The sequence below is a fragment of the Marinobacter salexigens genome (genome assembly GCF_018860765.1).
Lineage (GTDB): Bacteria > Pseudomonadota > Gammaproteobacteria > Pseudomonadales > Oleiphilaceae > Marinobacter > Marinobacter salexigens_A.
In genome coordinates, this window is the sequence record NZ_JAHKPV010000001.1 from 1,053,930 (window position 1) to 1,074,723 (window position 20,794).

General features: G+C 53.1%; 19 protein-coding genes. 12 read left to right on the forward strand and 7 right to left on the reverse strand.

What is annotated here, in order from left to right:
* Positions 1–60 precede the first annotated feature (60 nt).
* From KO508_RS04785 to slmA, 9 genes are all read left to right on the forward strand, one after another.
* Positions 61–2,352 (forward strand): LPS-assembly protein LptD, encoded by a 2,292-nt coding sequence (locus KO508_RS04785; RefSeq protein WP_252737933.1) that lies wholly within the window; start codon positions 61–63, stop codon positions 2,350–2,352.
* Positions 2,353–2,448: 96 nt separating this feature from the next.
* Positions 2,449–3,792 carry a peptidylprolyl isomerase gene (locus KO508_RS04790; protein WP_216007151.1) on the forward strand — a complete coding sequence of 448 codons (1,344 nt, stop codon included), beginning with the start codon at positions 2,449–2,451 and terminating at the stop codon, positions 3,790–3,792.
* Entirely contained in the window at positions 3,792–4,799 is a 1,008-nt protein-coding gene (gene pdxA / locus KO508_RS04795) for a 4-hydroxythreonine-4-phosphate dehydrogenase PdxA (RefSeq protein ID WP_216007152.1), read from the forward strand. The genes KO508_RS04790 and pdxA overlap by 1 nt, the downstream gene beginning before the upstream one ends.
* Complete coding sequence (gene rsmA / locus KO508_RS04800) at positions 4,800–5,651, forward strand: 16S rRNA (adenine(1518)-N(6)/adenine(1519)-N(6))-dimethyltransferase RsmA (protein WP_216007153.1); 852 nt, start codon at positions 4,800–4,802, stop codon at positions 5,649–5,651.
* Positions 5,644–6,444: a symmetrical bis(5'-nucleosyl)-tetraphosphatase gene (locus KO508_RS04805; protein ID WP_216007154.1), complete on the forward strand. Its 801-nt coding sequence runs from the start codon at positions 5,644–5,646 to the stop codon at positions 6,442–6,444. Before rsmA ends, KO508_RS04805 begins: the two co-directional genes overlap by 8 nt.
* Positions 6,434–6,862: a DUF423 domain-containing protein gene (locus KO508_RS04810; RefSeq protein ID WP_436836606.1), complete on the forward strand. Its 429-nt coding sequence runs from the start codon at positions 6,434–6,436 to the stop codon at positions 6,860–6,862. Before KO508_RS04805 ends, KO508_RS04810 begins: the two co-directional genes overlap by 11 nt.
* Before the next feature lie 7 nt (positions 6,863–6,869).
* Positions 6,870–7,070, forward strand: coding sequence for a sulfur carrier protein ThiS (thiS, locus tag KO508_RS04815; protein ID WP_216007155.1), 201 nt, complete (start codon positions 6,870–6,872; stop codon positions 7,068–7,070).
* 68 nt (positions 7,071–7,138) lie between these two features.
* Complete coding sequence (locus KO508_RS04820) at positions 7,139–7,948, forward strand: thiazole synthase (RefSeq protein WP_216007156.1); 810 nt, start codon at positions 7,139–7,141, stop codon at positions 7,946–7,948.
* Between the two features lie 34 nt (positions 7,949–7,982).
* The gene (slmA, locus tag KO508_RS04825) at positions 7,983–8,570 is read left to right on the forward strand and encodes a nucleoid occlusion factor SlmA (RefSeq protein ID WP_216007342.1); all 588 of its coding nucleotides are present in this window, start codon (positions 7,983–7,985) and stop codon (positions 8,568–8,570) included.
* A gap of 303 nt (positions 8,571–8,873) precedes the next feature.
* On the opposite strand, the gene KO508_RS04830 is transcribed toward slmA, so the two are convergent.
* The 4 genes from KO508_RS04830 to KO508_RS04845 all read right to left on the reverse strand — a co-directional run bounded on the left by KO508_RS04830 (position 8,874) and on the right by KO508_RS04845 (position 12,921).
* Complete coding sequence (locus KO508_RS04830; RefSeq protein ID WP_216007157.1) at positions 8,874–9,698, reverse strand: inositol monophosphatase family protein; 825 nt, start codon at positions 9,696–9,698, stop codon at positions 8,874–8,876.
* Between the two features lie 54 nt (positions 9,699–9,752).
* A complete protein-coding gene (locus KO508_RS04835) occupies positions 9,753–11,048 on the reverse strand; it encodes a pyridoxal phosphate-dependent aminotransferase (protein ID WP_216007158.1) in 1,296 nt (431 codons plus the stop codon).
* Positions 11,049–11,149: 101 nt separating this feature from the next.
* Positions 11,150–12,493, reverse strand: a complete 1,344-nt coding sequence (locus KO508_RS04840; RefSeq protein ID WP_252737808.1) for a substrate-binding domain-containing protein — start codon at positions 12,491–12,493, stop codon at positions 11,150–11,152.
* A gap of 113 nt (positions 12,494–12,606) precedes the next feature.
* The gene (locus KO508_RS04845; RefSeq protein WP_216007159.1) at positions 12,607–12,921 is read right to left on the reverse strand and encodes a DUF3301 domain-containing protein; all 315 of its coding nucleotides are present in this window, start codon (positions 12,919–12,921) and stop codon (positions 12,607–12,609) included.
* 148 nt (positions 12,922–13,069) lie between these two features.
* Here KO508_RS04845 and KO508_RS04850 point away from each other — a divergent pair, with 148 nt between their 5' ends.
* A complete protein-coding gene (locus KO508_RS04850; RefSeq protein ID WP_216007160.1) occupies positions 13,070–14,758 on the forward strand; it encodes a putative bifunctional diguanylate cyclase/phosphodiesterase in 1,689 nt (562 codons plus the stop codon).
* A 107-nt stretch (positions 14,759–14,865) separates the two neighbouring features.
* On the opposite strand, the gene KO508_RS04855 is transcribed toward KO508_RS04850, so the two are convergent.
* Together KO508_RS04855 and KO508_RS04860 are read right to left on the reverse strand one after the other, a co-directional pair.
* The gene (locus tag KO508_RS04855) at positions 14,866–17,943 is read right to left on the reverse strand and encodes an efflux RND transporter permease subunit (RefSeq protein WP_216007161.1); all 3,078 of its coding nucleotides are present in this window, start codon (positions 17,941–17,943) and stop codon (positions 14,866–14,868) included.
* Positions 17,943–19,076: an efflux RND transporter periplasmic adaptor subunit gene (locus tag KO508_RS04860; protein WP_216007162.1), complete on the reverse strand. Its 1,134-nt coding sequence runs from the start codon at positions 19,074–19,076 to the stop codon at positions 17,943–17,945. Before KO508_RS04860 ends, KO508_RS04855 begins: the two co-directional genes overlap by 1 nt.
* Positions 19,077–19,248: 172 nt before the next feature.
* Here KO508_RS04860 and KO508_RS04865 point away from each other — a divergent pair, with 172 nt between their 5' ends.
* A complete protein-coding gene (locus KO508_RS04865) occupies positions 19,249–19,740 on the forward strand; it encodes a molecular chaperone DnaJ (RefSeq protein ID WP_216007163.1) in 492 nt (163 codons plus the stop codon).
* Between the two features lie 3 nt (positions 19,741–19,743).
* Here KO508_RS04865 and KO508_RS04870 read toward each other — a convergent pair whose 3' ends face one another.
* Positions 19,744–20,532 carry a secretin N-terminal domain-containing protein gene (locus tag KO508_RS04870; RefSeq protein ID WP_216007164.1) on the reverse strand — a complete coding sequence of 263 codons (789 nt, stop codon included), beginning with the start codon at positions 20,530–20,532 and terminating at the stop codon, positions 19,744–19,746.
* Here KO508_RS04870 and KO508_RS04875 point away from each other — a divergent pair.
* Complete coding sequence (locus KO508_RS04875; RefSeq protein WP_216007165.1) at positions 20,526–20,768, forward strand: hypothetical protein; 243 nt, start codon at positions 20,526–20,528, stop codon at positions 20,766–20,768. The two genes, KO508_RS04870 and KO508_RS04875, sit on opposite strands and share 7 nt — an antisense overlap.
* The last annotated feature ends 26 nt before the right edge of the window (positions 20,769–20,794 follow it).

Consider the following 20,794-nt stretch of genomic DNA (forward strand, 5'->3'; position numbering starts at 1 on the left):
CAAGAGCAGAACGGCACATTGCTGCGCCGGCTTGTGGGCCTGCTTGCCGGATGCGTCCTAATGTCGGTGGCTGGTTTGTCCTCCGGTGAAGAAGCACCTTCTGCCGCTGAAATGGATTGGCGCCCGAAAAGCCAGCTTCCGGATGCTGTCAGACATTCGCTACCGGCGTTTTGCGCTGGCGGATACTTGCCGTCTGGCTCCGAAGAGGGCGGTTCGGGGTTGTTTGGTGAAACGGCTGGCGAGGCGGCTGCCTTGCAGGCGAGCGGCTTGAGCGCCCGCTATGAAATTGATCAAGAACTGTACCTCCAAGGCGATGTTCAAGTGCGACAGGGGAGCTTCCGAGTGTCGGGTTCCGAAGCGCGGTATCGCCAGAATATTGGCCGGCTATCGATTGAAGGCCCTTTGGTCAGCCGCGGTAACGGCTTTTTGCTGACTGGGGAGCGGGCAGAATACGATGTGGATTCAGGGCGCTTTGATATCAACACCGCGACCTTCCTTCTGCACGAGCCGGAAATGCGCGGTAGGGCGGGAAGTCTATCTCGGCTAGACGACTCTTTGGTAGAAATTCGCGATGGCATGCTAACCACATGCGGTCCTCAGCAAAACGATTGGGCTATTGTTGCTTCCGAGATTGAATTGGATCAGAGCGAGGGTTTCGGAACAGCGAAACATGTTCGTCTTGAGGTTTTAGATGTACCGGTGTTTTACTGGCCTTACGCCAGCTTTCCCATTGATGATCGCCGCAAAACTGGCTTCCTTTATCCGCAATTTGGTTCTTCCAGCGCAGGTAGCGGAGTCTTCATGGCGGCCCCTTATTACCTGAACTTGGCCCCCCATTACGATGCCACTCTAACGCCGCAGTACATTCATGGCCGTGGGCTGTTCAACGAGGTTGAGGGTCGTTACCTAAGCGATTTTGGCCAAACAACCCTTCAGCTTGGCTATATAGATAATGATTCCGACTACGAAGATGAGAACCCTGGGGAGTCTGGCCAGCGTTGGGGGTTGGATGCGTCCACGCGGGCGGCCTTAGGCAGTGGTTGGACGGGGTACGGCGATTTTTCAGTAGTCAGTGACGAGGATTACCTGAGCGACCTGAACCGTAGTTTGGAAATTGACCAGACCACGCATCTGCAGCGCAAAGGCGGTGTGCGCTATCAAGGGTCGAATCAGTTTTTTGATATATATCTTAACGACTACCAGACCGTCAGCGACCGAATTGCACAGGCGGATAGGCCTTACGCCCAATTGCCAGAAATGATTTACGCTGGCAGTACCGAGGCAGGATGGTTAGAAGCCGGGCTAGAAAGTCAGTACAGCTGGTTCTACCGAGACAATGACACGTTAACAGGGCTCGATAAGGCCAACGGTCAGCGTTTTCTGGCTCGCCCTGAATTGGCGTTGCCAATGCGTGCACTTTGGGGCTTCAGTCGCCCTTCGGTCAGTCTGGATTACACCCGTTACGAGCTGGAAGATTACAGCGCCGGTAGTGACAGTTTCGATCGTACCGTTCCAGTGGTGGAGTGGGACAACGGCCTGTACTTTGATCGCCAATCTACCTTGTTTGATGTGCCCTACAACCAAACTCTTGAGCCCCGTCTATATTACGCTTGGGCTGATGCGGAAGCGGACCAGAACGACATTCCCTCGTTTGATACCGCCTTGCAGACCTTCCGCTTTGAGCAGTTATTTCGGCCAGACCGCTTTGTTGGAGGCGATCGGGTAGGTGATGCAAACCAGTTAGCGGTGGCCTTGACTAGCCGCTTTAATGATCTGGTGACCGGCTCCGAGCGGGCCCGTTTCAGTATCGGCCAGATTCAGTATCTTGATGATCGTGAGGTGACTCTGTTCGGCGAGGGCGGGGGTGATCGCAGTCGCTCGCCGCTCGCGGGCGAAGTGGTGTTAAGCCCTCTACAAAACCTGCAGGTTCGGTCTTCAGGGCTCTGGGACCCCGATACCGGCGATACTGAAGAGGGGCGCAGCCAGCTAATTTTTCATTCTCGGGACTACCGGTATTTGGCGAGTATTGGCCATACCTACAGCAAGGGAGAGTTGGAGCAATCGGATATTGCGGCGGTTATTCCGGCAACAGACCGTGTTAGCCTAATCGGCCGCTGGGTGTACGATTCGGATTTGGATCGCACCGTTGGTTCACTTGCCGGGATCGAGTACAACAACTGTTGCTGGAGCATCCAAGTGGTTCACCAGAATTATTTGACGGATGATCAAACTCTGGATAGCCGTTTGCTTTTCCAGGTTCAGCTAAAAGGTCTGGGCGGCAGTGGCGGCGCATCCACATCGATCTCTAAGGCAATTTATGGTTTTGACGAGCGTGAGCGGCGTCGTTTCTGAGCCGTCTGATTAACGTTGCTATTTAGCACCCCCTGACGGCAACTGTGCCATTCCGGTACCCTATCCGCAGGCTTATTTCTTCATTAAGAGGTGATTATGAAGGCGACGATTCGCCAGGGTTTACAAACATTGCTGATGTTGTTGGCAGTGGTGCTTTCTTTTGCGGCTCAGGCCGAGCGCAAGCTGCTTGATCAGGTTGTGGCCATTGTTGATGATGATGTGGTCCTACAGACTGAACTGGAGGCCAGAATTAACACAATCACCGGGCGTCTCAGTGCCCAAGGAACTGGCCTGCCGCCCCGTCGCCTCCTTGAAGAACGGGTTCTGGAACAGCTGATTACCGAATCGGTCCAGCTGCAGATGGCGGATAGAATGGGTATGCGCATCAGCGATAACGAGCTGAACGAAACCATCGCCAACATTGCTGAGCGAAATGGTCTTAGCTTAGCCGAGTTTGAAAACCAGCTTGCCGTTGAGGGCGTAAGCTATCGGCAGGCTCGGGAGCAGATCCGTCAGGAAATGCTTACTGGGCGCGTCCAGCAGCGACAGGTTGGCAACCGGGTTCGCGTTACCGACCGTGAGGTTCAAAACTACCTGCAAGCGTTGGAATCCACGGGTGGTAACGATGCTGAATACCGGCTTGCTTATATTTTTATCGAACTGGATAACCCTGCTGATGATGCAGCTGTTGACGCCACCCGCGAGAAAGCAGAAGAACTTCGTACTGCCATTCTCGACGGTCGTGATTTTCGCGAGGTAGCGGTAGCTGAATCTGATGCCAGCAATGCCCTTGAAGGCGGAGATATGGGGTGGCGTAGCGAGCGCCAGTTACCGTCACTGGTGGCGCCAGTTGTACCAGATCTTGAGGTTGGTATTCCTTCCGAGGTTCTGGAGAACAACAGTGGCTTTCACATGGTTATGGTGATGGAGAAGCGCGGGGGCACCCAAAAGCAGGTTATCCAGCAAAACCGCGTGCGCCATCTTCTGATTCGCCCGTCTGAAGCCATAACCGATACCGAGGCGGAAGCGACCATTCGTGAACTGTCTCAACAGCTTAAAGACGGTGCTGATTTTGCCGTGTTGGCGCGACAGTACTCAGACGACCCAGTTTCTGGCTCTGACGGTGGCAATCTGGGCTGGGTAAGCCCGGGTCAAATGGTGCCCGCGTTTGAACAGGCTATGCAGGAGGCTAGTGTCGGCGAATATAAAGGGCCGTTCCGCTCGCAATTTGGCTGGCATATTCTTCAGGTTGAAGAGCGCCGCCAGAAAGACATCAGTACAGATGTGAAAGAGGCCGAAGCCCGTCAGGCCATTTATCGCCGTAAGTTCGAAACCGAGCTGCAAAACTGGCTTAGAGAAATCCGGGATGAAGCCTTTGTCGAGTTCAAAGGTGAGTATGCAGACGATGAGTCTGCCAATGCGCAGGAAACTGCAAAATAATGGCTGAAGAGATTGTTCTCGCACTGACTGCCGGAGAGCCGGCAGGCATTGGTCCCGAGCTATGTCTAGAGTTGGCCGCAGCGCAGCGTGATGTGGGCGTGGTCGTGATTGCCAGCCAGCCAATGCTGGCGGCGCGAGCCGGACTTCTAGGGCTCGACGTAAAGCTACATTCTTGGCGGCCAGGGTCGGCGCCAAGAAAGGGTGTGGGCGAGCTTTCCGTATTGCATGTAGAAGGTTGTATTTCGCACCAAGCGGGCGAGCTCGACACGGCTAACAGTCGCTATGTTTTGGACACTCTCACCGTTGCAGCCAAAGGCTGTCTTGAGGGTGATTTCGACGGCATGGTTACGGCGCCGGTTCACAAAGGCGTGATCAATGAAGCAGGTATCGAATTCAGTGGTCATACTGAATTTTTGCAGGAGCTCTGTGGCGTTGAACGGGTGGTTATGATGCTGGCTACCGAAGAGCTGCGAGTAGCCTTGGTAACCACTCACTTACCCCTCAAAGACGTATCCGCTGCGATTACGCCCGAGCGTTTGACGCAAGTTGCCACCATTTTAAACGCCGATCTGAAAACATTTTTCGGAATTGCGCAGCCGAAAATTCTGGTTGCGGGGCTAAACCCCCACGCAGGTGAAGGGGGCCACCTTGGCCGGGAAGAAATTGACGTGATTGAGCCAACCCTTGAGACCCTCCGCGGCCAAGGAATACAGCTGGTTGGGCCCCTACCGGCAGACACGCTGTTCACGCCCCATTGGTTAGACGACGCCGATGCCGCCTTGGCCATGTATCACGACCAGGGCTTACCAGTGCTTAAATTTCAGGGCTTTGGGCGCGCGGTAAATATCACCCTTGGGTTACCCATTGTGCGCACATCCGTGGATCACGGCACGGCTCTGGACCTCGCTGGCACAGGCAAGGCCGATGCGGGCAGTTTGCATACCGCTATTCGAGTGGGCGAGCAAATGGCGCGCTCCCTCAAATCCGCTAAAAAGAGAGAAACCTGAGTGAGCAAAAAAGCCGGCCATCAGGCCAGAAAACGGTTTGGCCAGAATTTTCTTCACGATCCTGGCGTGATTGAGCGCATTATTCGCTCCATTCACCCGAAGGCAGACGACGCCATTGTCGAAATTGGCCCGGGGCTTGGCGCAATAACAGAGGAAATTTTAGCGGTTAACCCGAAACTTCAGGTGGTGGAGCTAGACCGCGATCTCATTCCTGTGCTGCGTACCAAGTTTTTCAACTATCCCGATTTTCATATCCACGAAGCCGACGCACTGAAGTTTGACTTCAGCCAGCTTGTGGATGAGAAGCCTCTGCGCATCATTGGCAACTTGCCTTATAACATCTCCACTCCCTTAATTTTTCACTTGCTGTCCCAGTCAGGCGTGGTGCAAGACATGCACTTCATGTTGCAAAAAGAAGTAGTACAGCGGATGGCAGCGGTACCCGGCGATAACAATTACGGCCGGTTGGGCATCATGACCCAGTATTTCTGCAAAGTTCAGCCCTTGTTTGAAGTAGGCCCCGGCGCCTTCCGGCCCGCGCCAAAAGTAGACTCTGCCATTGTGCGGCTAGTACCTCATGCAGAGCTTCCGCACCCTGCAAAGGATCTTGTCACCCTGCAGGCTGTGGTAAGAACAGCGTTTAACGCTCGCCGAAAAACCCTGCGCAAAGCTTTGGCGGGACTGGTAACGGTTGAGCAACTGCAAGCTTTGGGCATCAATGACGGCCTGCGGCCGGAAAACCTCAGCTTGGCCGACTACGTCAGCATTGCGGATGCGCTAACAGACGAAAAAAGCCGAGCCCAGCCCGGTGAGGGAAGCGTAGGAGACGTGTCTGGAGACAGCCATGACTGATTACGCCATAGGCGATATTCAGGGCTGTTATGACCGCTTGAAGGATGTTCTGGCCAAGGTGGATTTTTCGCCTTCCCGTGACCGCCTTTGGGTGGCGGGTGATTTGATTAACCGGGGGCCATCCTCCCTGAAAACCTTGCGTTATATTGAAAGCTTGGGCAGTGCCGCTGTGGTGGTTCTGGGTAATCACGATCTGCATCTGCTGGCAGTGGCTCTCGGTGGCCATGCGCCGAAGCGCAAAGATACTCTGACAGGGATACTGAACGCGCCAGATTGCGATAAGTTAGTGAGTTGGCTACGGCAGCAAAATCTGTGTGTGTATGATTGTGAACGCAACATCATGATGGCCCACGCAGGTATTCCTCATATTTGGAGTATCCAGCAGGCCCTTGCTAGTGCGCGGGAAGTAGAAGATGTTATTCGTGGAGAGCAGGCTTCGGAATACTTTGCGCATATGTACGGCAACAAGCCAGAAGGCTGGAATGAAAAGCTCACCGGCATGGATCGTTGGCGGGTCATCACCAACTATTTCACCCGAATGCGTTTTATTGCCAAAGACGGCAGGCTAGAGCTGACTGTAAAAGAGTCGGCAGGCAAGGCGCCTAAGGGGTTTACGCCCTGGTTTGAATTTCCGCGTACTGATGATTTAAAAGTGATTTTCGGGCATTGGGCGGCCATCGAAGGTGAGACAGGTAGTACGCAGTTTATTGGTTTAGATACTGGCTGCGTTTGGGGTGGAGCCCTCACGATGATGAATCTGGACACTGGGGAGAAAATCCACTGTGACTGCTGAATCTATAGAGTCGCATCCAACAGGCGTTATGCGTCTTCCCATCATTACAGGCGCTTTTTTTGCGGTTACAGCGGTTATGGCTGGAGCTTTCGGTGCTCACGGCCTACGCAATATCGTAAGTGAGCGTAGTTTAGAGGTGTTTCAAACAGCCGTTACCTATCAGATGTATCACGCCATTGCGCTGGTGCTGGTTGCCCTGTTATCTGGCTTTGGTCTTTCACGACGGCGACTGAGCTTAGCCGCTGGCTTCTTTTTTTCGGGCGTCCTGCTATTCAGTGGCAGCCTCTATACGCTAGTGCTGACCGACATACGCTGGGTTGGCCCGATTACGCCCCTTGGCGGTATATGTTTTATGATTGGCTGGGCACTGCTGCTGACCGTTGGCCTTCGCCAGAATACGACTCAAAACAGAGGTTAAGAATGCTATGCAGGTTCAGGTAAATGGCGAAGCCATGGAGCTGCCAGAAGGGGCCACGGTTGCCGCATTGTTAGAAAAAATGGCTATCGCCGGTAAGCGACTGGCAGTGGAGGTAAATGAAAACATAGTACCCCGTAGCCAACATGCCGAATTTGCCTTAAGTAATGGTGATCGCGTGGAAGTTGTTCATGCGATTGGAGGCGGTTAAAACCCGTCTGCCCGCAATTCTTTTAGCTGTGAATTTACATCACTACGTTTTATCAATCCGGAAACACTATGACCGACACGCCTAAGATTGAGCTGCCTGAAGACAAACCTCTTGAAATTGCTGGTCGCACTTACCAGTCGCGGTTGCTGGTTGGCACCGGCAAATATCGCGACCTGATGGAAACTGGTCATGCCATTGAAATGAGCGGTGCTGACATTGTGACCGTGGCGGTTCGCCGCACTAACTTGGGCCAGAACCCAGACGAGCCAAATCTACTGGATGTGATCTCCCCGGAACACTACACCATCCTTCCCAACACAGCTGGTTGCTACACCGCCAAAGATGCAGTGCGCACCTGCAAACTAGCAAGAGAACTGCTTGACGGTCGCGATTTGGTGAAGCTGGAAGTGTTGGGTGAACACAAAACGCTATACCCGAATATGCCGGAAACTTTGGTGGCTGCCGAAGAGCTGATTAAAGATGGCTTCAAGGTAATGGTCTACTGCTCCGACGACCCCTTATTGGCCATGCGTCTTGAGGAAATGGGCTGTATCGCGATTATGCCATTGGGCGCACCCATAGGTTCCGGGCTGGGTATTCAGAACCGTTACAACATTCGGCTGATCGTCGAAAATGCCAAGGTGCCCGTATTGGTGGATGCCGGTGTCGGCACGGCCTCTGATGCCACCATTGCCATGGAATTGGGCTGCGACGGCGTACTGATGAACACCGCCATCGCTCAGGCCAAAGATCCTATTAAAATGGCCAATGCGATGCGTCTTGCCATTGAAGCAGGTCGCGAAGCTTATCTCGCTGGACGGATGCCCAAAAAGCTCTATGCAAGTGCTTCTTCGCCCCTTGATGGTACTTTTTTCTGAGTCAACGTCTGATTAAGAGCGCTGTAGTATGGCCATAACCGATCAGAAACCCAGCCGCCGAGAAGCGATTCTCCGCGCTCTATTGGAGCTTCTGGAAAAGGATCCGGGCGCCAGAATCACGACTTCTGTTCTGGCCAAGTCTGTTGGTGTAACAGAGGCGGCGCTTTACCGCCATTTCCCTAGCAAGCGTAAAATGTTTGAAGCGCTGCTGGAATTTGCGGAAGAAGCGGTATTTTCTCGTTGTCAGGTTATTCTGCAGGATCAGGAAGACGTGCAGGTTCGTTTGCAGCAAGTGGTGCACTTGGTTCTGGTTTTCGCGGAGCGTAATCCGGGGTTATGTTGTGTTCTCACTGGTGATGCGTTGGTGGGCGAAAACGAGGCTTTACGCAAGCGTGCCTCGCAGTTCTTCGAGCGCTTGGAAACGCAGGTGCGGCAAACCCTGAAAGAAGGCGAAATCCGCCAGAGCTTGCGGTCACGTACCAGTGCCACACGGGCGGCGGATTTTGTTCTGGTATTCATGGAAGGCCGAATCCAGCGGTTTATCCGCTCGTCGTTCTCCCGACTGCCCACGGCTGATTTTGACGAGAGTTGGGGGTTGGTTGCTGAGGGTGTTTGGGGCTAGTTGGGAGTTTTCTTGCCCTTGTAGCCTGCTTGTTATGGTGCAGCCGGTTGATGGGGTTGGTCTGCACAGAACCGCTACGAGCACGTCCATGTGCGCTTGTTTCCGGCCATCCTTGGCCTCCAACATTCTGTGCAGACCAACCCCACCAACCTCGTTCACGCAGCTAAGATATATCGGGCCTCTGCTCGTCTTTTTTGATGAGATCTCAAGTTAGCCAGGTGGCACAGTCAGGAAGGCCCTTTCTGGGTGTGCCTGCCCCGAACTTTGAAGGCTGCAAAGGTGGCGGGCGCCGGATCAAGCGCTTTAGTCGTACCCAGAGGCCGAACGAAGAATTTCACGAATAGGCTCCCAGATTGCAGGCGCCGAAATCAGAATGTCGCGACCCCAGAGGTCGGCAGGGTAACCCTCCGGAACCTCACTGAAGTGGCCAACCGTTGCTCCGGCTTCCAAAGCGATTAAGCGAGCAGCCGCGAAATCCCATGGGCTGACGTTTTCGTAGTAGATGTCCAAACGGCCGCAGGCCACCCAGCAGATATCCAGAGCCGCCGAGCCGATGCGGCGTAGGTCTCGGCATTGGTGAATCATTGCATTCAGGCGGTTAACCAGCGGCGCCAGATTGTCTTTGGTGTAGGGGAAACCAGTTGCGAAGAGTGAATCCCTTGGAACTGTCGCGCCACTGTGATGGATGGGATTACCGTTGAGCGTAGCGCCGTCACCGAGTGTGGCGCGGAAGGTCTCGCCGGGGAACGGTGCATGCACCACACCCGCTTGCACGCGACCGTTTTCAGCATAAGCAATAGACACAGCAACCTGCGGGTGACCGTAAGCGTAGTTTACCGTGCCATCAATGGGATCTACGATCCATAGCGGAGTTTCCAGCTCCTCAGCTTGACTGAGATCCGGCATGGATTCTTCCGATAGGATGCGGTGTTCAGGGAAGCGCTTACGAATCGCATTGGTGATATATTCATCAGCCATAACGTCGGCGTGGGTGACTAGCTCAGTCTGCGCTTTGTATTCGGTGCGCAGAGTGTTGTTTTCACGCTCCCGACGAATCAGCTCCCCGGCTTCCCGGGCTAGATCTTCTGTAAAATCAGTGATGTCCCGTAGGGAAAAAGAGTCAGACATGGCGCCCCCGCTATTATCTCTGAAGAGTGAGGGCGCCAGTCTAGCATGGCAAGATCAGAGGCTGTTCAGCCATGCCTCCATCTTATCCATCGCTTTCACCAGACGCGGACATGCTTTGTCGACAAAGTTGTCATCAAGCTCCTTGTCTGCATAGTCTTCCCCTGCCAACTGCAGAGACTCGGCTCCGTCGAAGTCTACGAACGCCAAACGGGCACCCAGATGATCCGGAACGAACCCGAAGTCACTGGCTGGTAGAATGGCCACGCCTGTATTTTCCAACAATGCCTGACAAAACGCTTGGCTGGTTTTGATGTCCTTTCTTGCTAGCTGGTCGCGGAAGCTGTCGAAGTTAGGGAACAGGTAAAACGCGCCTTCGGGCTTCTGAACAACGGCGCCCATGTCGCTCAGACGTCGGTGCATATACTCGCCAATCACTTTCAGCACACGACGAGACTGGTTCAAATACTCGTCTATGTCATCGCCGCCGTTAAAGGCAGTAATCGCAGCGTGCTGTATGGGTGCGCTGGTAGCTGTGTAGGTTTCGCTGGCGATGATAGCCATGGCGTCCTGCAGAGGGCGAAGTTCTTTTGGGAAAATGAACGTTCCCAAGCGCCAACCTCCAGCGCCAGCCCACTTGCTAAGCCCGGTGCTAATAATAGTACCCTCTGGGTAGTAGCGTGCGATGGACTTGTGTTTGCCCTCAAAGTGCACTTCGCCGTAGATCTCGTCGGAGAGCAAAATGATCTTGTATTTACGGGCAACGTTGGCAATAGCCAATAGCTGGTCGTCAGTGTAAGTGCAACCGGTGGGGTTGGACGGGTAGTTCAAAATTAGAATGCGCGGGCGAGATACATCGTCCCGGCAGATGATGTCCAGCTCTTCAGCAGTAAGCTGCCAGTTGTTCTCTGCATGGGTAGGTAGCCAATGTACCGAGCGGCCAATAATACGTGCCTGTGGCGCATAGGAGACCCAGCTTGGGCGTGGAATCAGTAGATCACCGTAGTAGGCCAGTTGCAGAATGAATAACAGCTCCTTGGAGCCGGGGCCGATTAATACGTCCTCCCAAGTGCAGCGCATGCGCTCGCTTCGGTTGATGTAACCGGCGATGGATTCACGCAGGCTTTTGAGGCCTTTGACTGGCAGATAGTCCTTTTCGTGCGCATGCTCTTTCAGGGCATCGACAACACGCGCTGGAACAGGGAAGGGAGACTGTCCCAGCCCAAGCTTAATAATGTCCTTCCCTTCGGATCTTAGCTGATTGCTCAGCTCATTGATTCGAAGGGTAGCTGAAGGCTGGATGCCGCGAACGTTTAGGTTGATTGCAAAGCGCTGGTCGTTATGGATATCCATTGTCTCGGTCTGTTAGTGGAGAGTGGCAGCGACAGTATAGGAAACCCAAACATAGTTGTGTGCGCTATGCGGATAAGTGATTGCCGAAGGGGCGTTATTTATTAGCGATTACGAACCCAAACTTCAACTCGCCCGTTGCGCTTCTCTCCACTCGTACCTCCGGACATACCTACTGGCATGTAGTGACCATAACCGGTGTAGCGAACATCGTGAACGCCAAGGTTGGAGAGTGCCTTGCGCACTGACAGTGCCCTTAGCTCTGATATAATTTGGGCTCGTAATTCGTTGGTTTGTTGGTCTGCAAAGCCAATGAGCATTAGATCGTCCGCTTCGCGATTTTCCCTACTGAGGTAGTCGGCAACTCGGAACAAGTCCCTTTTCGCTTTGTTGTCCAGCTTGGTACGTCCCTCCGAGAAGCGGAAGTTAACGGTCAGTCGATTATAGTTCTGTGTCAGCAATTTGAACGAGGATGGTGTGCTACCGGCCAAATCGGGTTTAACTGCTAGGGGATTTTGGGAAACAAACCCTGACTTAGAGACAAGGCTCTGGCCTTCTGCCCCTAGTACGAATTCGATAAAGTCTTTCGCTAGGATCTTTGTAGCATCGCCGGATGTATACATGAATAAGCGTCGGGAAAGCGGGTAGTCTTCGCTGGCAACCGTTAGTACGGATGGTTTCAGCGCGGGAGCTTCGCCATCTGAAATCGCCAGCACCTTGCTATTACGAATTGAAGCCAGTCCAGAAAAGCCAATGCCTCCGGGGTCGGCACTCACATCGTCTGAGAGTTGGTCGTTTGATTCATAGCGTTTGGCCGAAGCATGAAGTGGGTAGGCATTGCCCAAAACCAGACTCTTAAAGGTGTCCCAGGTTCCTGAGCGGTCATCCCGCGCATACAGGTTAATGGGCCGGTCAGCGCCACCGACTTCAGACCAGTTACGAACTTCACCTGAAAATATGCTAGCCAGTGTATCGATACTGAGTTGATTGATTAGATTTGAAGAATGAACCAATACCGCTAGGCCATCTATTGCAATAACATGCTCGCTTTCAAGATCTTCGAGGTTGGCGCGTTCCGCCATTTGCTCTACTTCCGTCGGCTTGACAGGGCGGGAGGAAGCCCAGATATCTGCACGTTTGGCCTTCAACGCTTTGAACCCAGTACTGGAACCGTGGGCAGCGACCAAAATTCGAAGAGGCGCACCACTCTGGCTTCCTATCAAGAGTTGCTCGTTGTGTTTGCCGTTGCCAAGGGTTTGGACGGATTCATTGCCGCGACTGTTAAGGAAACCTTCGACCAGCATAGGTGCCAGTACCGCACCGATTGTGTTGGAGCCGTGAATCTCCATCTCTTCAGCGCGGCTGCTGGACATACTGAACATTAAAATCAGACACAATAAGCCCGGCAGGGCGCTCTGCTGAGTGAGGTGTGAACGGTGTTGTATCATGATAAATCCCTATGGCAACAAACAGTTAGCGTTGCGGGAAGAATGAGGCAGAATTATTACAGGAATGTTTCAGTAACCAAAAAGTGGCAACGGGAGCCGGCTAACTCGGGGTATTAAGAAAAGCGGTGAGGGTCTAGTTCCATGTTCAATATTCGAGGCCCAAGCATGATAACTCGGCCGCTATAGCGCTCTTCACCAGTAGAAGTGAAATCGAACAGAAAGCGGCGCCAAACGCGAACTTGGCCTTGATCATCTCGTTTGAACCAGATGCCGCGCAAATAGATGGCATCATCAAGCAGCATAACGTCCATGGTTTTGCAGTAGCGGTGAACGGCTTGAAGTACCGAGTCTTTAATAGCCTTGGCACGCCACCAGTACCAAATGGCAAAGGCGGCGATAAAGAGCCAGAACAGCGTTCCCAGAGTCATGATGAAAGCAGTTTTTCCAAAGAAATAACAAGTTAGAAGCCAGCCTACCTTATTGTGATAGATTGGGGAATTGCTGTGCTATCCGTCTATACTAAATGGGTGTGCATATTTGATAAATGCGGATTGAAGTTTCAGGAGCGTGTAATTCATGCAATTTGAGCAGCCGCTAGATTTCAGAGCGTTGGCGGATCAGTACCCACGCGCCATCATGATTGCCACCAAAGAACCGAGAATTATCTATGTAAACAGCATGTTCCATTCCGTCACCGGATATGAGGCGGATGAGGTGATGGGCAACTCCCCTTCTGTGCTTAGTGCAGGGCTCCATGCACGAGAATTCTATCAATCTATGTGGCAATCTCTGGCAACAGATGGCCTCTGGGAAGGACTAGTCTGGAACCGAAAGAAAAGCGGTGAAGTCTACCCGCAGTGGCTCAGTATTTTCTCCGTGGAGTACGAAGGCCAGCAGGTTTATGTCGGGATGTTTATGGACATGAGCGAGAGAACCGGTGCGGATGAACGTCTGGCCTCGCTTGCCTATTATGACGCGCTTACAGAGCTGCCCAATCGCTCATTGTTTCAGGAATTTTTGAATGCCCGCGTTAGCCAGTATGTTCGAGGCGATGCGCGCTTTGCGGTGCTTTTTATTAATTTGGATTTCTTTAAAACAATCAACAGCCTGCACGGGCATGAGCGGGGCGATGGCGTGCTTAAGCAGGCAGCACTTTGTATTCAAAGTGTAGTGCATAAGGATGACATAGTAGCCCGACTTTCCGGTGACGAATTTGCTGTCATTGTAGAGTTGCAAGAGTGTGCCGAATTGGAAGAGGTCTGCCAGCGCATGGTTCAGGCCTTCCGAGCGCCGGTCATTGTTGGTGATCGAGAGTGCTTTATATCGGCATCGGCAGGCGCGGCGGTTTATCCCCTGCACGGAAAGAGTGGAGCAGAACTCTTACATAAGGCAGATCGCGCCTTGCACATGGCGAAGCTGGCAGGACGCTCCTGCTACCGCATATACAGCCAAGCAGATGATGAGCAGGGTCGGGGTGAGCAACAACTGTCTGAAGCTTTGACGGTGTCTCTGAAAACCTCTCCGGATGAATTCTATGTTGTTTATCAACCTCAATACGAACTCAGTTCCGGGCAAGTAGTTGGCATGGAGGCCCTATTGCGCTGGCAGCATCCAGAATTTGGAGCTGTATCCCCGGGCGATTTTGTGCCTTTAGCAGAGCGTCGTGGCCAGATTCATGAAATAACCCAGCAATTGGTTCGAGGGATTTTGGCGGATTTAGAAAAAACAAAACCGGCTGTGCAGGGGCATCTGGGGTTGGCGATTAATATTTCTGCCCGCCAAATTACTGATGCTCGGCTGGACGTCGCGATTGGCCCGCTGTTCGAGCGTATCCGCGAGATGGGCTGGCGTCCGGAAATAGAGATCACAGAAACTCACGTTATGAATCTCTCCGGTCCTTGTTTAGAGAAACTGAGAGGGTTTAGAGAGCAAGGTGTAGGAATAGCAATTGACGACTTTGGAACCGGTTATTCTTCTCTGGCCTACCTGCAAAACCTTCCGGTGCAAGTGCTGAAGATTGATCGTCAATTCATCAGCCGTCTTGGTGGGGAAACGGGCGGTTCAAGAATTGTGTCTGCGATCCTTGGGATAGCAGAGGCGCTTGGGCTTGAGGTTGTGGCTGAGGGCGTCGAAAATCAGGCCCAGTATCAGGAGCTTCGTGAGCTGAATTGCCAGCGGGGGCAGGGCTTTTTGATGGCAAGGCCACAGCGCTGGCAGGAGGTACAAGAAACCATCGCTTATCCCTACCGAAATGGCGATGACTGAACTCTAGTTCCATCGGTGTCTTACGAATTCACTACCCTCAAATGCTGCCCATTAAAAAACCCGGCTCATGATTAGTGAGCCGGGTTTTTAGTTATAGCTGTTAGCCTTTATGAACTTACGGGCACCGGCTCTGAATGACCATCCTGTTCGTCGTTTCCTTCGTTGTGATCGCGAGCCAGCAGAATGTAGAACGCTGGTAACACGAATACCGTGAACAGGGTGCCAATGCCCAAGCCGGCACTGATGGTCAAGCCAATGGCGAAGCGGCTTTCTGCACCCGGTCCAGCTGCGATAAGCAGCGGTACCATGGCGAAGATCAGCGCCAATGAGGTCATTATGATGGGCCGCAGACGAATGGCTGCTGCTTCAATAACCGCTTCTGTTTTGTTCATGCCTTTATCTTTCTGCAGCTGGTTGGCGAACTCCACGATCAGTATGCCGTTTTTAGAGACAACCCCGATCAGGGTAATCAGACCTACCTGCGTGTAGATATTCATGGTCGCAAAGCCAAGAACGATAAATGCCATGGCACCAGCCACCGACATGGGGACTGACACTAGGATGATGAACGGATCGCGCCAGCTTTCGAACTGTGCCGCAAGCACCAGATAAATCACCAGCAGCGACAGGAAGAAAGTGACGATTAGAGCGCTGCCCTGATTGGCCAGCTGCCGACTCTGACCTGTGTAGTCGTATGTGAAACCTTGCGGAAACACTTCGTCGGCAGATTGTTCCATGAATTCCATAGCTGTGCCCGCAGCGACACCGGGCATAACGACGCCTTGCAGAGTGAGCGAGTTTTGCTGGTTAAACTGTGTACGGTTGGACGGTTCAACATCGTGTGTAAAGCTCACAACACTGCCCAATGGCACTAAATCGCCATTGCCTGTGCGGATATAATAATCGTTCAGCGCTTGCTCATCCAAACGGAACTTCTGATCCACCTGCGGGATAACTTGATAGGAGCGGCCTTCCATGCTGAAACGGTTGATATAACCGCCACCAAGCATGCTGGAAAGCGATTGCCCCACGTCTTGCATTGAAAGCCCAAGGTCCGCCACCCGGTCACGATCAACATTGATGCGGGTAACCGGCCGATCAAAGTTGATCGACTTCTGGAGGAACATAAAGTTACCGCTACCCATAGCCTTGCCCAACAGCTCACTTGCTACCTGATCAAGCTGCTCGTAACTGCTGCCAGTGGTGATCACGAACTGGAAGGGCAGACCACCGCCTGAACCGGGTAGGGCTGGTGGAGCGAATACCGCAGTCTGCAGCCCGGTCACTTTTTTAAGTTCGCCATCAAGCTGAGGCTGGATTTCGAACTGGCTAAGCTCCCGCTTGCTCCAGGGTTCCATCTTGAAGCCACCAAATACAGCGTTGGGGGCGGTGATGCCCACAATCATGAAGTCTTCTGCATAGCCGGGTGTGGAAGCCAGACGCCCCTGAACTTCGTCACCGTGTTCAAGCAGGTAGTCTAGAGTGGCTGTTTGGGGGCCAAGGCCCTGATAGAACAAGATGCCCTGATCTTCCGTGGGCGCCAGTTCGTTTTGGCTCATCATCGCCATGAAGTAAATGGAGCCAAGTACCACCAGCGCAAAAAACACCACCACAGATTTGGTTTGCATCAAAGAGGCAAGCGCTGATTTATAACCCGACGAAATGCCGTTGAACGTGCGCTCTACTAGCCTTTCGAATTTACCTGGGTTGCCATGAGGCTTCAGAACCATGCCGGACAACATAGGCGAAAGCGTAAGAGCCACAATGCCCGAGATTACGACGGTACCGGCCAGCGTGAAGGCGAACTCGGTAAACAGGGAGCCTACAAGACCACCCATAAACCCGATCGGCGCGTACACGGCCACCAAGGTGGTGGTCATGGCAATGATGGGTACAGCCATCTCTCTGGCGCCGTGCAGGGCAGCTTCAAACCGTGACTCACCCTCCTCGATGTGTCTGTGTACGTTCTCGACCATAATAATGGCGTCGTCTACTACCAGACCGATGGCAAGAACCATAGACAGCAGAGTGAGTAGGTTCAGGGAGAACCCGAACATCAACATAATGAAAGCGCCACCAATCAGTGACAGTGGGACTGCTACAGAGGGCACAATAGATGCGCGAATAGAGCCTAGGCACAAGAAAACCACCACAAGAACGATACCCATCGCTTCAATTAGGGTACGGATCACTTCGTTGATGGAATCTTCAATAAAGTCCGATGCGTCATAAGCTAGGCGCACGTCCATTTCGCCCGGCAACTGGCTTTTGATATCCGGAAGATCATCTTTAACCAGACCAGCTACCGTGAGCGGGTTGGCGCCCGGCGCGAGCTCAATAGCCACGTAGGTTGCGGGTTGACCTTTATACAGCGCTAGCGCACTGTAGGTTTGTGACCCCAGTTCAACGCGGGCAATGTCCTGCAATCGAATCTGGGTTCCGTTAACCTGCTTGACCACCAGATTGTTGAACTCGTCTGGATCCGCGACATCTGTGTCACTGGTCATGCTTATTTCAGTGTAGGCGCCCTTGGTGTTGCCCACTGCCGCCTGATAGTTGTTGGCGCGCAGTTTGGCGACCACTTCTCCGGGCGTCATGTCCACCGCCGCAAGGCGCTCAGGGTCCAGCCACACCCGCAGGGCGAACTCGCGCCCAAGAAGTTGTGCTTTACCTACGCCAGAAAGCGCCTGCAATCTAGGCTGCACTACCCGAGTCAGGTAATCGGTAATCTGAGGAACGGCCATCTCGGTGCTGTAAAAAGCAATGTACATCAGCGCCGTGGAATCACCCGTGGTGGAGGTGATTACCGGGTCCTGCGCATCAGCCGGGAGTACGTTGCGCTGGCTAGCCACCTTGGCCTGAATTTCAGCCAGTGCCGCGTTGGCGTCGTAGTTCAGCACCATCTTGGCCTCGATGGTCGACTTACCCTGCGAGCTGGTGGATGTCAGGTAATCGATACCGCTGGCTTCGGCAATCGCTTGTTGCAGAGGTGTGGTTATGAAGCCTTTGATGAGGTCTGAACTAGCGCCCGGGTAGGCCGTTGTGACCGTAACCGTTGTGCTTTCGAGTTCCGGGTATTGCCGGATCTCCATCTCCATAGCGGCTCGGGCACCGAGCAGCAGGATGAGTAGGCTAACCACCGTCGCCAAAACGGGACGATGGATGAAAATGTCGGTGAATCGCATTATTCAGAGGCCTCCTGCGGCTGCTTTTTCTGGCTCTGGCCAGAGCTCTCGTCAGAGTTCTCTTCTTGAATCTTGACCTTTTGGCCAGCGCGGAGTCTCAGCAATGCTTTGGAAACGACTTTCTCGCCTGCTTCGAGGCCAGAGAGAATAGCAACGCGCTTGTCACGGGTTTGGCCCGCTGTGACGCTGCGGCGATTGACAACCAGATCGCCGTCATCGTTTTCCTCAATCACAAACACGAAATCGCCATAGGTGTTGTAGGAGACGGCCGTGCGGGGAACCGTAACCACTTTGTCATCCTTCGGCTGCAAGGTACGGATGGTTGCGAACATGCCCGGTCTGAGCAGCTTCTGTGGATTGCTCAGAGTGGCGCGCACACGCACAGTGCGGGTTTCGGGGTTCACGGATGTGTTGATGGCGCTGACTTTGCCTTTGAACTCCTGCTCAGGAACCGCAGCAACGGTAGCAACCACTGAGTATTCCCGTGCAACGTCCTGTAGATTCTTCTCAGACAAGGTGAAATCTACGTAGATCGGATCAAGCATGTTGATTTCAACGATCGGCGTGCCCGTGGCAATGTACTCACCCTGATCCACCATACGAATGCCCAGAGTGCCATCGAAGGGTGCGCGGATAACTTTTTTACTGAGCTGGGCATCCGCCTCGTTAACGCGGGCTTGGGCTGCGTCGAAGTTGGCTTTGGACTCATCAAATTGGGACTGGGACACAGCACGCTTTGGCAGTAGGTCGGAGATACGTTTGAACTCCTGCTCCGCAAGTTGAGCTTCCGCTCTACGGGTGCGCACGGCGGCTTCGTCAATTGCCGTATTCAGGCGAATGAGAATGTCACCTTTTTTCACGGTATCGCCCGATTCGAAATTAATGCTCGAAATAACGCCAGGAACCTCGTTGGCAACTTCAATGCCGTTGACCGCATTAACACTGCCCACGGCTTTAATACTTGGGGTCCAGCTCTCAGTGCGAGCTTCGGTGGCAGATACCTCTGCAGGCGGTTGCGGTTGGGACAGCATTTCTTTCATCTGGCCAAACTGGTAAAACTTATAGCCAAAGATGCCGCCAAGCACCACGCCGAGGAAAATAATTGCGATCAGGAAGCGGGAAGCAGTGCGCATAGTTCAGGTCCTGGGAATCTCTATTTGGATGCGGGAATGATAAATTCGCGACAAAGCGTAGCATCCTACAAAATTCAGGGTGCACTTGTCACCGGGTTGTAGGTATTTTTGGCTAGCTTTGCCGTTACACTGGGTGCCAGAATTACGCTCTTTCAGCAGCAAAGGATCAATCATGCATTGGATACTTGGAATTGCGCTGGCGGCAACCGTCTTTGTGATTCTAAAACAGTGGGGTGGATTGTCGGCGGAAAAGAAAAAAGCTGCAACCTGGAAGCTTGTCTTTGTTGCTGGCGGCCTCTTTTTGTTGGTGATGGTTTTAACCGGCCGAGTGCATGTATTGACCGCCGGAATCGCGGCGTTGATACCTCTTTTGCGCAAACTGCCGGAACTTGCCCGGTTCTTCCCCGCCTTGAACCGACTTTTCTCGGGCAAAGACAATGCTGGGCCTGCCGGTGGCGCCGAGTCGGGGCAGCCGCAAGGCACCGGAATGACTGAGCGAGAAGCCTGCGAAATACTGGGTGTTACCGAAGACTGTACAAAAGAAGACGTTGTTTTGGCGCACCGCCGCTTAATCCAGAAGCTGCACCCGGATCGTGGTGGCAGCGACTATCTGGCTGCGAAGATCAACGAAGCCAAAAGCGTTCTGCTCCATAGTAGAGCTTGAGGGTTAATGGATAACGTCGACCTTAACTTCAAAACTGCGATTGTCTGAGCGGCTGCTTTTCACGCTGTAAGCAATGCCTGATTGTTCGCGGGTGGATTGAGTAGACGCACTGCCTAATGAGACCCATTGGCCGGGCTCTACACGGCGAATGGTCACCAGAGCCTGCGTTTCATAACCTTCTAGCTCGGCAGGGTCGACCTCAAAAGATACAATGTTAAGTTCCACTGCCTGATCTGAAATAACCTGAGGGCTAACAACAAACCCGCTGCGTGTTTCGACCTGAGTTAAAATAGCCGCCGGGTTCCTACCGCCACGCACAGCGAAGGGCAGGGTACGCACCTGACCTGATGTAATATGGGCAGATTGCCCGTCCATAACTACAAGGCTCCGTTCCCGCGAGCCGCTGGTGCTGGTAACGCGACGTTCTACGGTAACGCCAACTGTGTTTCTGGTTGTAGTAATGCCGCCGCCGGAGCCTTTGCCGCCAATATCTTCTGTAGAACGCACTGTGATTCGCAGCTGGGCTTGGGCTACATCAAGGGTTTCAACCAAGGTGCCGATTTCATCTAGCATTGACTGTGTTCCGCGAACCACAATCTGTTGGCCCCTAGCAGTAACTGCTAAGGATTCGCCCTGATACAGCTCCCGAATCTGCGCAGCAACGTCTTCAGCTGGCCGATTGTTGAGTTGATAAGCGCGGGAGTCCGCGTGTGCAGCGCCGGAGCCTGAGACGAGCGCCAGAGCAACGATAAAAACGAGGTGAGAGGTGAGGTTTCGTAGGCTCAATGACATATTTTGGCTCCCATTTTCCCGATAAACGCGGTTTGCCTGATAAAAAAGTCCGGTTTACGGGTTGCCAAGGTGAAAACCCGGGGTATATATTGATAAGCATGAAGACGACACAAGCGATCTGTCAATTGAATGTTCTGCAAGCTTTCAGCCAAAAGGCGAAAGATGCGGTCGCTGCTGTGTTTTTTTGGTGGTTTGGTTATGGCTTTTATTTTAGCCAGCGTCTGGGCCGCCCATAGCATCTTCAACAAACGAATAACGAGGA